Genomic DNA, 14356 nt, shown 5'->3' on the forward strand with positions numbered 1-14356 from the left:
CGGTAACTTTTTTTCTGGGCTCGAAGGGTGATAGTTGGCCTAAAAGAAGATTAACCTGCAGAACGGCCTGCGGGCCCTCACCCACTACCCTGTTTGCTATGGAAACCATTGCCTCCCTTCGGCACGCCCTGCTCACCGACCGGCACCAGACGCTCACCGGCATCTACCAGCGCACGTTCCCGATGGTGCGGCGGCACGTGCAGCAGCGCGGCGGCTCAGCCCAAGATGCCAAGGATGTGTTTCAGGATGCGCTGGTCATTTTCTATGAAAAAGCCGTTGGCGAAACCTTGGTGCTGTCGGCCTCGGTGAGCACCTACCTGGTGGGCGTGTGCCGCAACCTCTGGCGCCGCGAGCTGAGCCGCCGCAGTCAGCAACCCCTTACCGGCCTTATGGAGGAACACGGCGAGTTGCCGGAAGACCCAGAGACGGCCGAAACCCCGGCCGCGCTTTCGGTGCTGGACTACGTGGAGCAGCTGGGCGAGCGGTGCAAGAGTGTGCTGCTGGCGTTCTACTATTTCCAGCAGCCCCTGGAGCAGATTGCCCGCACCCATGACTACCGCAGTGTGCGCTCAGCAACGGTGCAGAAGTTTAAGTGCCTGGAGCGTCTGCGCGCTTCCGTGCGAGCCGTATTCGCTCACGATTTCGACCGGTAACCCATGCGCCCCGCCCTGAAACGCCTGCAACTCATTGAGCGCCACCTCCTGGGCCACCACTGCGCCGCGGAAGCAGCTGAGTGGCAAGTGCAGCTGCTCACCGACCCCGAGCTGGCCACCGACACCGAAGCCCAGCGCCTACTCTACCAGGGCCTGCAACTGGCCGGCCGCCAGCAGCTTCGGCGGGAGCTGAACCTGATTCATGCCCAACTTGCTGGCACCGCCCGGCGCCACCGCTGGCTCCAAGCTGCTGTACATGGGCTGCGACGCGTGTTGCCGCGCACCCTTCGACGGTAGTCTTTTCCCTTGATTATCTGGCTTTTCCACCTCTTCCCTTGCCCCTGTTCAGGGCAAGCCGGAACTTCTACGTCCATTTTTTACCCTTGTTTCCTTTATGCTTACCTCTCAAGAATTCCGCAAGTTTGCCGTGCAGGGCCAGGGCCTCCGCGCCTCCGTGGTTGATGATTACCTGCGCCACGCAGCCGGGCAAGCCTACCCCAACGTGACGGCCATGACCCGCTCCGTAATTGAGGAGCGACCGACCCGTTTTGCCGAAATCGACGTGTTTTCGCGGCTGATTATGGACCGCATCATCTTTCTGGGTCAGGCGGTCGATGACCAGATAGCCAACATCATCAACGCCCAACTGCTTTTCCTGGAATCAGTGGATAACCGCAAGGATATCCTGCTCTACATCAACTCGCCGGGCGGCTCGGTGTACGCGGGGCTGGGCATGTACGACACCATGCAGTACGTGAGGCCCGATGTGGCTACCATGTGCACCGGACTAGCCGCGAGCATGGGCGCCTTTTTGTTGTGCGGTGGGGCCCTGGGCAAACGCTCAGCCCTGCCCCACGCGCGCGTCATGATTCACCAACCCAGCGGCGGGGTGCAAGGCCCCTCAGCCGATATTGAGATTACGGCCCGTGAGGTAGTGAAGCTGCGCCAAGAACTCTACGGCATCTATGCTGAGCGCACCGGCAAAACCGCCCAGCAAATCCACGAGGACTCCGACCGGGACTACTGGCTCCGGGCCAATGAAGCTAAAGAGTACGGGCTCATTGACGAAGTGCTGGAGCGCAAGGTGGGGTAGTGCGGCGGGGGAACCTGGGCGCGGGTGCGGCTTACTTTTGCTGGCAGCAGGCGGCGCAACCCACGATTTTTGCTGTAGCTTAACCTTCATGCTCCGTCCAACTTCCCTTCCCCATTTCCTGGCCGCCTTGCTGCTCACCTTCGCCGCCAGCTTTTCTAGCCAGGCCCAGCAGCGCAACGTCAATGTGCAGCAGGAGTTTGCCCGCGCTGGGCAGCAGCTCACGCGCCTGCTCCAGACCCACCCCGACGTCACGAAGTTTCCCTACTCCAGCCGGCCCGATGGCTCGCTCAAGGACATGCCCTCGGAGTGGTGGACCAGCGGCTTTTTCGGCGGTACGCTCTGGTACATGTACGAGTACACCAAGCAGCCCCAGTGGCAGCAGGCCGCCGAGCGGTGGACCATGGCCATGGCCCGGGAGCAGCACAACACCGACACCCACGATTTAGGCTTTATGCTGTATTGCCCCTTCGGCAACGGCTTGCGCCTGACCCAGAACCCGGCCTACCAGCCTGTCCTGCTGACCGGGGCGAAGTCCCTGGCTACGCGCTTTACCCCGGCGGTGGGCCTGATTAAGTCGTGGAATGAGTTTGCGGGCTACCAGTACCCGGTTATCATCGACAACATGATGAATCTGGAGTTGCTGAACTGGGCCGCCCGCACCTCCGGCGACACCACCCTACGCCGCCTCAGCATCACCCACGCCGACAACACCTTACGCCACCATTTCCGCTCCGATGGTAGCACCTACCACGTGGTTTGCTACGATGAAAAAGGGCAGCCCCTGGCCAAGAAAACCGCCCAGGGCGCGGCCGACAACTCGGCGTGGGCGCGGGGGCAGGCCTGGGCCATTTACGGCTATACTACCATGTACCGCGACACCAAGCTGGCCCGCTACCGGGAGCAGGCCCGCAGAACCGCCGACTTCTTCCTCAACCACCCCAACCTGCCCGCCGACAAGATTCCGTACTGGGACTTCAACGCGCCCAGTATTCCGCGGGAGGAACGCGACGCTTCTGCCGCGGCCATTGTGGCCTCGGCGCTGCTGGAGTTGCAGCAGTACTGCCCGGCTCCGGATGCCCGGCGCTACCGCCAGGCCGCCGAGCAGATGTTAGTCAGTTTGAGCAGCCCCGCGTACCGGGCTGCTGTAGGCGAGAACAATAACTTCCTCATCAAGCACTGCGTGGCCCACAAGCCCGCCAAAACGGAGGTGGACGCCCCGCTCACTTACGCCGATTATTACTACCTGGAAGCCTTGCTGCGCTACAACCAAGTAAAGTAAGTTGGAGTGGGTGGCCCAGATGCAGTAGGCCGGTTCTAGCCAGCCTTACCTACTTTTGCGCCTTGTTTTGCTGCTTCCCTATGTCCGCTTCCCCCCGTTTCTTTCGCTTGCTGCTCGCGGCCACCTTGTGTGGTGCTGGCAGCTTCCTTGCTCACGGTCAGACCAACTCGGTGCCTGACCCGCGGTGGGGCAGCTGGCTGATTGGGACGGTGGTGCTGCCGGCGGGACCCAAGCATTGGGGCGGCTATGCCGAGGTGCAGGCGCGTAGCAACGGCTTGTTTCGGCAGTATTTCTATCATGAGCTCAAGGCCGGCATCAGCCACGAGGTAGCCAAGAACTTCACTTTCATGGTGGCTGGGGGCCGCTACGCCACCGCCGATTACCGCAACTTAGGCGAAGGCCCGCTCAACGTGGAAAAGCGCCTCTGGGAGCAGGTGACGTTTACGCACTACAACGCCCGCCTGAAAGTGGAGCACCGCTACCGGGTGGAGCAGCGCTGGTTTTCCTTCCGCGACGGGGTAGTGCCGGCCGGCGCCGTGCGCTACCGCAACCGGATCCGCTACCGCCTCAATGGCTTCATTCCACTCAACCAAAAAACGGTTACCAACAAAACGGTCTTCCTCTCACTTTACGACGAGGTGTTTTTCAACCCCAAAGGCCCATTTTTCGAGCGAAACCGGGTGTACGGCGGGCTGGGCTACCAGTTTGATCCGCACTGGACGGTGCAGGCAGGCGGCGTGCGCCAGTCGAACTTTACGCCGGCTAGCTACCAGCAGAACGTTTTCACGCCCCAAACCACGGCCAGCAAGAACAACCTGGTTTTGTCGGTTATCTACCGCATCAGTCGCCGCAACACGGAGGGCCCGGCTCCGGAGTACGTGCCTTCCCAGCCGGATTAAGCCGCCGTTACCTCAGCCCGGTTAGGCACCAGGGAAAGGGTAAGCGTGTGCCGGGGCTGGCCCGCGTACACCATGTGCAGCTCCAGCACTAGGTAGTCTTCCGTCACTACCTGAACCAGCAGATACAGCGTGGCTTCGTTGCCGGGATGCTTGATTTTTTCGGCGTGGCGGGTCCAGCTGCCCAGGGGGTATTCCGTCCGGCTTTGCTCCGGGTTGTCCAGAAAGCGGAAGTCGAACAGCATACTGTCGCCGATGCTGTAGTAGCCCTGAAATGGCTGCGGCCCGGCCTCGACCCGCACCGTTTTCCAGACCTGATAAAGTATAGGTTCTTCCATACGCAGTTATTTTCCTAAACCGACCCAGCCGCGCTGCATGGCGTAGTACAAGCTAGTGCCCACGACCAGCCCCAGCAAGTAGCCGTAGGGTAGGCCGCTGCAGAGTAGCCCTACCAGCAACGCCAAGAGCAGCTCGGAGCGGGCCCCGCTTACATCGCGCAGCAAGGTAGCCAGACTCAGGGCCTCAAACAGCAACAGTACCCCTAAAACCGGCAGCGGAAAAATCTGCACCACCTGCTGAAAGCCTTGGCTGAAGACTAGGCCCAGCGTCAGGAACAGCAGCCCGTAAAGCACCACCGAGCCGCCCGTTCGCCCGCCGAAGGTATAATGCCCTACCATGCCGCCCGAGCCGTGGCACACCGGAAAGCCACCCAGGAAGGGATTAACCAGGTTCATCAGGCCGTAGGTAAAGCTGATTTGCCGCACCGTGAGCGGGCGCTCCGGAAAATAATCTTCTACTACCTGCTTGGTAGCCAGCACTGAATTGCCCAACGACAGCGGAATTTGGGGTAGGGCCAGCAGAATGGCGCCGTACTTTATGTTCTCCCAGGTAGGCACCTGCCAGCCGGGTAGGTGCAGGCCCACGGCCCGGTGGGCGGTGGCCAGGTCCAGCTTGAACACGAGCCCGTAGGCCACGCCCAGGGCCAGCACGAACAGGGCGGCGGGCCAGCGGCGGTTGCCCAGCAGCACGGCCGTTACCAGAAAAGCCGCTGCCGCCAGGGCGTAGCCGGGCAGCCCATCGGCGGGCACGTATTCCTTCAGGGCTAGGGTAGCCAGCTGCAGGGCCAGCCCGAACTGAATGCCCCGAATAACCGGCTTGGGCACCAGCCGGGCCAGCCCGTCAATCAGCCCCGACACCGACAACACCAGCATGCTCACGCCAATAGCCAGCCCACCCCCGAAGATGACCCGGCCGGGAATTTTCTGGGCAATAACCAGGGCCGCAAAGGCTTTCAGGGGCTGCACCGGCATGGGCATGCCGTACCACAGCCCCGAAAACACCTGCATCAGCCCGAACATGATGAGCACCCCGGCGCTATCCACGCCCGAGGCGGCAATAATGCCGATCAGCAAAGGTAAATCGGTGCCCAAATCCCCGAAGGCTCCCGCTAGCTCATTTCTATCGAAACGAATACGCGGACGAGGTGGAGGGGTAGCGGTAAGCGGCATGCGGTAAAGTAGTGAGAAGAGCAGCTGGTGGGGGCTCTTGTTTATTCCCAGACAAAGGTTGGAGTAGTTTGCTCTAGTTGCTTGCCGCTTTGCAGCCGGATACGCAAAAGAAACTGCTGTTGGACGTTGTCGGTGGGCTTGGGGCTTATAACCAGCTCTAGTGGATAATTCAGCTCACCGTACTTCCCCGATTTCCAGGTATTGAGCGAGTCGGCTAGCTGGGCAAGTGGGAACGTTACGCCTTGGTAACGGCTGTTGCCGGCACTGCACCGGACAAACTGCTCCAGGGACTGGCCGGCCGCTACCCCATTGAACAAGCCGGTGCTGGTAAAGGACACGGACTCTACCTTGTCTTTCAGTCCCTTTCCTCCCGGTTCCGGGCACTGCAACGCCATGGCGTTGCCGCTAAACCAGCTTCCTGAGGGCGCTACCGCCACGTAATGATACTCCAGCTGCACGGTGGCACGTAGCTGGGCCGCCGTAGTGCGCGTGCCACTGGTAATGGCCGGACCATTAACCGACTCCGACAAAAACAGCCGAATGGCCTGCACGTTGGCGTATTCGCGCAGCTCTTCTTTGCAACAGGCCATGGGTACTACCCCCAGAAATATGAGCAGCAGCAACATGCGTAGGAGTTTCCAGATCATAGCATCCCGGGGTGAATAAAGTATACCGTATCACTTCTTGCTCAGCAAGATAAACACCCTTTGCCGACGTTACCTGCTCACGTTGTTTTCAGCGTCCGTCATCGTGTCTTCCCAGGCCAGAATGCCGCCATCGAGGTTGAGCAGGTTGGTTAGGCCGAACTCGGTTTGGAGACGCTCCACGGCCTGGGCGCTGCGGCGGCCGGAGCGGCAGTATACCACTACCGGGTGCTGCTTGGGTAGGGTTGCCACGCCTTTCTCCAGGCTGCTCAGGGGAAGCAGGGTAGCGCCAGGCAGGTGGCCGGCGGCGTACTCGTGGGGCTCGCGCACGTCCAGCAGGAACGGCGGGTGCCCCGACTCCAATTGCTCGTGCAGCTCGGCCACGGAAATGCTGCGCACCCCTACCCCGCACAAGTCGGCGTAGTCGCGGGTGTTGGCGGTGTCCAGGTTAATGGTGGCTTGCTCCGGGCGGCGGGCAAACTTGAGGGTGCGGGTCTGGAAGGTGAGGGCGTCGAACATCCATAGCCTACCCGACAGCACCTCGCCGATACCCAAAATCACCTTTAGGGCCTCCGTGGCCTGGGCCGTACCCACCAGGCCGGGCAGTACGCCCAGCACCCCGGTAGCATCACAGTTGGGCGCTTCCTGGGCGGAAGGCGGCTGCGGAAACAGGCAGCGGTACGTGGGCCCGCCCTGGTAGTTGAACACCGATACTTGCCCTTCGAACTTGTAAATAGCTCCCGACACCAGCGGCCGGTTGAAGCTCACGCAAGCGTCGTTGAGCAGGTAGCGGGTTGGGAAGTTGTCGGAGCCGTCTACCACCACATCGTAGCGGCTAACCAGCTCGCGCACATTGCCCAGGGTAGCGCGGCAGCTATGCACCTCGGTGTGTACCAGCGGGTTGATGCGCTTTACGGCGCGGGCGGCGGCTTCGGCCTTGGGCTGGCCCAGGTCGGCGGGGCCATACAGAATCTGGCGCTGCAGGTTGCTGCGGTCTACCTGGTCGGCATCCACAATGCCCAGGGTGCCTACCCCGGCGGCGGCCAAGTACTGCAGAATGGGGCAGCCCAGGCCGCCGGCGCCCACTACCAGCACCCGGGCATTTTTCAGGCGCAGCTGCCCGGCTTCCCCAATTTCAGGGAGCTGCAGGTGGCGGCGGTAAATCTGGCGTTCTTCGGTGGTAAGCATAGTTGGAGCAGGGTAACGGGTACCAGAGGCGAGTGGGCAAACGGCGACAAAACGGCAACGTAGCGAGGGGCTTTCCTCGTACCCACCCGGCACCTGACCCGCACCCGTTGTCTAGCTCAAACTTACTTCTGGGCCATAAGGTTAACCACCCGCGTACCTACCAGCAATTTGCCTTATGTTAGCCCCCGTTTTTCTGCCGCCTACCAGCTACGACTACGTTACCGTGCACAAAGTGCAGGGCACCGACGTGACTACCGCCTCCGATGTGCTGGCGGCCGAAGAACCCCTGGAAATTCGGGTGGGCTACGGCCCGACGGGCCAGCGGGAGCACCGCACCTTGTCCATCACCATGCGCACGCCCGGCCACGACTTTGAGCTGGCCGCCGGTTTTTTGCTGACGGAGGGCATCATCCGGAGCCGCCAGGACCTGCACGGCGTCATCTACTGTCCCGATGTGGAGAAAGAGGAGGAGCGCGAAAACGTGGTGCGCGCCGAGTTGGCCCCCACCGCTACCCCCGATTTACCCCGGCTAGAACGTCACTTTTACACTAGTAGCAGTTGCGGCGTTTGCGGCAAAACCAGCATCGAGGCCGTGCACGCGGCCGCTTGCCCGGTGCTGCCCAAGGCCGGCCCCTACCTTGACCCCGCCGTTATTCACCAGTTGCCGGAGCGGCAGCGGGCGGCCCAGGCCCTGTTTGAGCAAACCGGCGGTCTGCACGCCGCAGCTCTGTTTTCGCCGGAGGGTGAGCTGCTGCTGCTGCGTGAGGATGTGGGCCGGCACAACGCCCTGGATAAAGTAATTGGGGCGGCGCTATTTCAGGAGTTGTTGCCCCTGCACAACGCGGTGTTGCTGGTGAGTGGCCGGGCCTCGTTTGAGTTGGTGCAGAAGGCGGCTGTGGCGGGCATTCCGGTGCTAGCCGCCGTGGGTGCCCCCAGCTCCCTGGCCGTTTCCGCCGCCCGCGACTTCGGCATGACCGTCTGCGGTTTCGTGCGCCAGGGCCGCTACAACGTGTACTGCCACGAGTGGCGCCTGCAACAGCCAGCGGAGTAAGCCAATTGTACTTGTGTCGCGCGAATCCTAGAGACGCGAAGGGTCGCGTCTCTACACTTGCTTGAACACACAGAATAGTTCGGCGGGTTGTCCAGCGGATAACTCTCACCAAGCAAGGCGGCGCAATCAGTTCAGAATAACACCCAGTCTTTCAACTACCTACTACCCTAATACGCAAGCGCCACCGCAACATCTTGCTGCCTGGCTGCGTCTGACTCTTACACCCCGTTTCTCATGAAGCTTCGCATTGAAGATAACTCGCTCCGCCTGCGCCTTTCCGAGGAAGAAGTACAGCAGTTTGCCAGCTCTGGCCGGGTAGCGGCGGTAGTTTCACTAGGCCCTGCCCCCGAAGAAAGCCTCACCTACGCCCTGGAACGTGCCGAATCCGAAGAGCTGCGAGTAAGCTACGGGGCCGGCGCCCTCACCGTGAAAGTACCGGCTGCCCTAGCCGCCCACTGGACCACAACCGACCAAAACGGCTTCTCCGCTACTCTGATGGTAGCCGAGGATCAACCCCTGAAAATTCTAGTTGAAAAGGACCTGGACTGCCGCCATTAGCGCCCACTTCCGCCTTCCCCTTACCGCTTCTTCCCTTCCGCGTCATGGATAAATCTCCCGCCTACGACCCTAGCCAAGCTGGCAAAACCGAGCAGCAGACGGCTGGCAACAACGTGCCAAAAAGCGGCGAGCGACCCGACCAGGGCACGGCGCCCACCAGTGACAACTGGAGCACCTCGCCCGAGCGGGAAACCCTCGATGACCGGCTCATGGAAGCGCCTGATACCCTGGGTGCTAAGCACAAACACCCCATTCTGGCCCAGCCCCCGGAAGAGTTTACCGGCCTCAAGCTCACCAAGCCCGCCACGGTAGCGGCCGGCATTACGGCGGTGCTGAAATCGGGAGCTTTTGCCCTTGATTACGAGGGGCCGGTGCGCGGTACCCACGCCCTGCTGAAGATGAACCAGAAGGACGGTTTTGACTGCTCCTCCTGCGCTTGGCCCGACCCCGACGACCACCGCTCCGTGGCCGAGTTCTGCGAGAACGGAGCCAAGGCTACTGCTTCCGATGCGCAGTCGGATCCGGTGGGGCCGGAGTTTTTTGCCCAGCACAGCCTGGCCGAGCTTTCCCGCATGACGGACCGCGACCTGAACAACGCCGGCCGTATCACGCACCCCATGGTGCTGCGGCCGGGCGCTACGCACTACACACCTATTTCCTGGCCCGAGGCATTTGAGTTGGTGGGCCAGGAGCTGAACGCGCTGAAGTCGCCCGACGAGGCTATTTTCTACACCTCCGGCAAGGTGCCCAACGAGCCGGCTTACCTCTACCAGCTGTTCGTTAGGCAGTTCGGCACCAACAACTTGCCTGACTGCTCCAACATGTGCCACGAGAGCAGCGGGGCGGCCCTGAGTAACACCACCGGCCTGGGCAAAGGCTCCGTGACGCTCAACGACTTCTATGAGGCGGAGGTGATTCTTATCATTGGCCAGAACCCGGGCACCAACCACCCGCGCATGCTTACGGCCCTGCAGAAAGCCAAGAAAAACGGAGCCAAAATCATCAGCATCAACCCCTTGCACGAGGCTGGCTTGCTGCACTTCAAGAACCCCCAGGACTTCATGAACCCCCTGAAGGCCCTGGGCGTGCTACTCGGCGACGGGACGCCCATTACCGACGTGTACTTGCAAGTCCGCATAAACAGCGACCAGCTAGTGATGCGCGGGCTAATGAAGTGCCTGCTGGAAGCCGAAGCCCTGAACCCCGGCCAGGTCCTCGACCAAGGATTTATCCGGGACTATACCACGGGCTACCCTGAACTGGTAGAAACCCTAAACAAAACCAGTTGGGCCGATATTGAGGAGGCCAGCGGCGTGACCAAAGCCCAAATTCAGGAAGCCGCCAGCTTGGTAGCGCGCCACAAGAAGATTATTACCTGCTGGGCCATGGGCCTAACCCAGCAAAAAAACGGCGTGTACACGATTCAGGAGATTGTGAACCTGCACTTTATGAAAGGCGCCGTGGGTATTCCTGGGGCAGGCCTATGCCCGGTGCGCGGCCACTCCAACGTGCAGGGCGACCGGACCATGGGCATTTGGGAGCGGCCCACGGATACCTTCCTCGACTCGCTGGCCAAGGAGTTCAACTTTGAGCCCCCGCGCGAGTATGGCTTCGACGTCGTGGAAGCCGTGAAGGCCCTGCACGATGGCCGCGTGAAGGTGTTCATGGCCATGGGCGGCAACCTGCTTTCGGCCTGCTCCGACACTGAGTTTGTGGCCGAAGGTATGCGCAAGCTGCGCCTCTCCGTTCACGTTACGCCCAAGCTCAACCGCGGCCACCTCGTGAATGGCGAAATGGCCCTGTTGCTACCCTGCAAAACCCGCATCGACATCGACATGCAGAAATCGGGGCAGCAGTTCATGACCTGCGAGAACTCCATGGGGGTAGTGAGCATGAGCAAAGGGGTGCTCGAGCCCATTTCCGACCACATGCTGAGCGAAGTAGCCATTGTCTGCGGCATTGCCCTGGCCACCCTAGGCGAGCGAAGCACCGTGGATTGGGTAGGCTGCACCGAGAACTACGACCTCATCCGGGAGTACGTGGCGCGCACCATTCCGGGCTTCGAGGACTTCAACCAGAAAGTGCGCCACCCCGGCGGGTTTTACCTGCCCAACGGCCCCCGGGAGCGGAACTTCACCACCGAAAACGCCAAGGCCAACTTTACCAGTACGCCCCTGGAAAAGCACACCTTCGAGCCGGGCCAGCTGGTGATGATGACCATTCGCAGCCACGACCAGTTCAATACTACCGTGTATGATTACAACGACCGGTACCGGGGCGTGCACAACGAGCGGCGGGTTATTTTCCTCAACCCCCAGGACATGGCCGAGCGCGGCATCAAGGAAAAAGGCTTGGTAAACATTACCAGCCACTTCCAGGGCCAGCAGCGCCACGCCGAGAAGTTCATTGCCATTCCCTACGACATTCCGCGGGGTGACTGCGCTACCTACTTCCCGGAGGGCAACGTGCTGGTTCCCATTGGTTCGGTGGCGTACAAAAGCAACACGCCTACTTCCAAGTTCGTCATTGTGACGGTAGCGCCCGTGGAGCTGCCCATTGGCACCCAGATTCCTACCTCCCAGCGCGTGACGGTACCCGCTTAACCCTTCCCCAGCCTACGCCAGCCAGCCCGACCGTCTCCACGGTTGGGCTGACTTTTTTAGGCCTGGCCCGTTGCGTTCCGTGGGGTTAGCTCGACAACCCAAGCGACCAGTTTTGCGTCTGAATCTCAAACTATTGTTCAGTCCAGCGCTTATAGAAATGATAGCCAAGCCGGCCGCACTTTTTGGTTGGGTTTCGCTATCTTTTCCGGTCTCTACTTGTTTTGCTTATCATGGAAAAATCCCCCGCCGAAGACCCCAGCCAAGCTGGTAAAACTCAGCAGCAAGGTGCTGAAGCTAACGTACCCAAAAGCGGTGAGCGGCCCGACCAGGGCGCGGCTCCGGCTCCCGACCACTACCGCCCCGATCCTCAACACGAACGTGACGAAAGCGTGATTCCCGCCCCCGACGTAGCCAACGCCAAGTATCACCACCCCATCCTGGCCCAGCCCCCGGAAGCTTTTACCGGCCTAAAGCTGGAGGAACGCGCCCGGGTAGCGGCCGGTGTTACGGCCGTAATCAAATCAATGGAGTTTAGCTGGGGTGAGGGCGGCGTAAACCGCGGCACCCGAGGCCTGCTGAAGATGAACCAGAAGGACGGTTTCGACTGCTCCTCCTGCGCCTGGCCCGACCCCGACGACCACCGCTCCGTGGCCGAGTTCTGCGAGAACGGAGCCAAGGCCACCGCTTCCGATGCCGACGATAAAGCCGCCGGCCCGGAGTTTTTCGCCAAGCACAGCCTGGCCGAGCTTTCCCGCATGACCGACCGGGACCAGAACAACGCCGGCCGCCTGACCCACCCCATGGTGAAGCGCCCCGGCGACAACCACTACTCCCCCATCAAGTGGCAGGATGCCTTCCAACTGGTAGCCGATAACCTGAACGCCCTGGATTCGCCCCACGAAGCGGTATTCTACACCTCCGGCAAGGTGCCGAATGAGCCGGCTTTCCTGTTCCAGCTATTTGCCAAGTTGTTGGGTACCAACAACCTGCCCGACTGCTCCAACATGTGCCACGAGAGTAGCGGCGCCGCCCTAAGCCCTACTCTAGGTCTGGGCAAAGGCTCCGTCACGCTCAATGACATTCACGAGGCCGAAGTGATTCTTATCATTGGCCAGAACCCGGGCACCAACCACCCGCGCATGCTCTCGGCTTTGCAGAAAGCTAAGCGCAATGGGGCCAAGATTATTGCCGTGAATCCGCTACCTGAGGCGGGTCTGCTGGCCTTCAAGAACCCCCAGGATTTCATGAATCCGCTGCGGGCGTTGGGCGCCCTGCTCGGCGACGGCACCCAAATTACCGACCTGTTCCTGCAGGTGCGCGTGGATGGCGACATGGCCCTGCTGCGCGGCATCATGAAGCACCTATTCGAGGCCGAGGACCTAAACCCCGGCGCGGTGGTCGACCGGCCGTTCATCGACAAGTACACCACGGGTTTTGAGTCGTTCGAGCAGAACGTGCGCAATACTTCCTGGGAAGACATTGAGGAGCTAAGCGGCATTTCACGGGCTCAGCTGCTGGAGGCGGCCAACATGCTGGCTACCAAGCAAAAGATCATTACCTGCTGGGCCATGGGCGTTACGCAGCAGCGCCAGGGCGTGCAAACCATCCAGGAAATCGTGAACCTGCAGCTGATGAAAGGCGCCATCGGCAAACCTGGCGCGGGCACCTGCCCGGTGCGCGGCCACTCCAACGTGCAGGGCGACCGGACTATGGGTATCTGGGAGCAGCCTACCAAGCAGTTTCAGGATGCGCTAGCCAAGGAATTCAACTTCCAGCCGCCCTATGAGCATGGCTACGACACGGTGGAAGCCATCAAGGCCATGTACAAAGGCAAAACCAAGGTGTTCTTCAGCCTCGGTGGCAACCTGCTGGCCGCTGGCCCCGACACCGAAGTCATTGCTGAGGGCATGCGCAAGCAGAAGCTGACGGTATTTGTGGGCACCAAGCTCAACCGCGGCCACCTCGTAACGGGCGAAACCAGCCTGCTCCTACCCTGTTTTACCCACCTCGATGTGGACATGCAGAAGTCGGGGCACCAGATGACTTCCTGCGAGAACTCCATGGGGGTAGTCAGCCAGAACAAGGGCGTGCTGGTGCCGCTGGCAGGCCAGATGATGAGCGAAGTAGCTATTCTGGCTGGCATTGCCATTGCTACTTTCGGCGACAAAATTAACATTGCCGACTGGGTGGCCATGACGGAAAACTACGACGTCATTCGGGACCATATCAGCCGCGTGATTCCGGGCTTTGAGGGCTTCAATGAGAAGCTGCGCCGGCCCGGCGGGTTCTACCTGCCCAACGGCCCCCGGGAGCGGAAGTTCACCACCAAAAACGGCATGGCCAACTTCACCACCACGGAGCTGCAACACTACCAGCGGGAGTTGGAGCCCGACCAGCTCATCCTGATGACAGTGCGCAGCCACGACCAGTTCAACACCACCATCTACGACTACAACGACCGGTACCGGGGCATACACAACGAGCGGCGCGTCCTGTTCATGAACCCCCAGGACATTGCCGACCGCGGTCTGCAACCCAAGGACCTCATCGACATTACCAGCCACTACAAAGGTGAGAAACGCACGGTGGAGAAGTTCATTGCTGTTCCTTACGACATTCCGCGAGGCAACGTGGCCGCCTATTTCCCCGAAGCCAACCCCCTGGTGCCCGTAGGCAGCGTAGCCAAAACCAGCAATACGCCTACCTCCAAGTACGTGGTAGTAACCGTGGTGCCAGCCCGCAAAACGGTAGGCGCCCCTGTTGAGGTTCGGATGGCGGCGGAAGCGTAGCACCGCGCGGAACCGCACCGTTCCGAACAATAACGCAGATAAAAGGGCCCGACCGTATTACACGGTCGGGCCCTTTTAGTTTGGGAGGTTACTC

At 60.9% G+C, this 14356-nt stretch carries 13 protein-coding genes; 9 read left to right on the plus strand and 4 right to left on the minus strand.

The window, feature by feature from the left end; all coding sequences use genetic code 11:
• Positions 1-98 precede the first annotated feature (98 nt).
• The 5 genes from MWH26_RS17120 to MWH26_RS17140 all read left to right on the plus strand — a co-directional run bounded on the left by MWH26_RS17120 (position 99) and on the right by MWH26_RS17140 (position 3924).
• Complete coding sequence (locus MWH26_RS17120; protein WP_244698256.1) at positions 99-653, plus strand: RNA polymerase sigma factor; 555 nt, start codon at positions 99-101, stop codon at positions 651-653.
• A gap of 3 nt (positions 654-656) precedes the next feature.
• Positions 657-950 (plus strand): hypothetical protein, encoded by a 294-nt coding sequence (locus MWH26_RS17125; RefSeq protein ID WP_244698258.1) that lies wholly within the window; start codon positions 657-659, stop codon positions 948-950.
• A gap of 97 nt (positions 951-1047) precedes the next feature.
• Positions 1048-1746: a ClpP family protease gene (locus tag MWH26_RS17130; RefSeq protein ID WP_247975231.1), complete on the plus strand. Its 699-nt coding sequence runs from the start codon at positions 1048-1050 to the stop codon at positions 1744-1746.
• Between the two features lie 88 nt (positions 1747-1834).
• Positions 1835-3025 carry a glycoside hydrolase family 88 protein gene (locus tag MWH26_RS17135; RefSeq protein ID WP_247975232.1) on the plus strand — a complete coding sequence of 397 codons (1191 nt, stop codon included), beginning with the start codon at positions 1835-1837 and terminating at the stop codon, positions 3023-3025.
• 80 nt (positions 3026-3105) lie between these two features.
• Positions 3106-3924 (plus strand): DUF2490 domain-containing protein, encoded by an 819-nt coding sequence (locus MWH26_RS17140; protein ID WP_247975233.1) that lies wholly within the window; start codon positions 3106-3108, stop codon positions 3922-3924.
• Here the strand turns inward: MWH26_RS17140 and MWH26_RS17145 are convergent.
• The 4 genes from MWH26_RS17145 to moeB form a co-directional block, all read right to left on the minus strand.
• Complete coding sequence (locus MWH26_RS17145; protein WP_247975234.1) at positions 3921-4259, minus strand: hypothetical protein; 339 nt, start codon at positions 4257-4259, stop codon at positions 3921-3923. The genes MWH26_RS17140 and MWH26_RS17145 overlap by 4 nt on opposite strands.
• Positions 4260-4265: 6 nt before the next feature.
• Positions 4266-5429, minus strand: coding sequence for a putative sulfate/molybdate transporter (locus tag MWH26_RS17150; RefSeq protein ID WP_247975235.1), 1164 nt, complete (start codon positions 5427-5429; stop codon positions 4266-4268).
• 41 nt (positions 5430-5470) lie between these two features.
• The gene (locus MWH26_RS17155; RefSeq protein ID WP_247975236.1) at positions 5471-6076 is read right to left on the minus strand and encodes a hypothetical protein; all 606 of its coding nucleotides are present in this window, start codon (positions 6074-6076) and stop codon (positions 5471-5473) included.
• A gap of 69 nt (positions 6077-6145) precedes the next feature.
• Complete coding sequence (moeB, locus tag MWH26_RS17160) at positions 6146-7261, minus strand: molybdopterin-synthase adenylyltransferase MoeB (protein WP_247975237.1); 1116 nt, start codon at positions 7259-7261, stop codon at positions 6146-6148.
• A gap of 175 nt (positions 7262-7436) precedes the next feature.
• Between moeB and fdhD the strand changes: the two genes are divergently transcribed.
• The 4 genes from fdhD to MWH26_RS17180 all read left to right on the plus strand — a co-directional run bounded on the left by fdhD (position 7437) and on the right by MWH26_RS17180 (position 14262).
• Positions 7437-8312 (plus strand): formate dehydrogenase accessory sulfurtransferase FdhD, encoded by an 876-nt coding sequence (fdhD, locus tag MWH26_RS17165; protein ID WP_247975238.1) that lies wholly within the window; start codon positions 7437-7439, stop codon positions 8310-8312.
• Positions 8313-8546: 234 nt separating this feature from the next.
• Positions 8547-8870: a DUF7009 family protein gene (locus tag MWH26_RS17170; protein WP_247975239.1), complete on the plus strand. Its 324-nt coding sequence runs from the start codon at positions 8547-8549 to the stop codon at positions 8868-8870.
• A gap of 44 nt (positions 8871-8914) precedes the next feature.
• On the plus strand, positions 8915-11473 hold the full coding sequence (locus MWH26_RS17175; RefSeq protein WP_247975240.1) for an FdhF/YdeP family oxidoreductase: 2559 nt from the start codon (positions 8915-8917) through the stop codon (positions 11471-11473).
• Positions 11474-11703: 230 nt separating this feature from the next.
• Entirely contained in the window at positions 11704-14262 is a 2559-nt protein-coding gene (locus MWH26_RS17180) for an FdhF/YdeP family oxidoreductase (RefSeq protein ID WP_247975241.1), read from the plus strand.
• The last annotated feature ends 94 nt before the right edge of the window (positions 14263-14356 follow it).

The sequence above is a fragment of the Hymenobacter sublimis genome (assembly GCF_023101345.1).
Classification (GTDB): domain Bacteria; phylum Bacteroidota; class Bacteroidia; order Cytophagales; family Hymenobacteraceae; genus Hymenobacter; species Hymenobacter sublimis.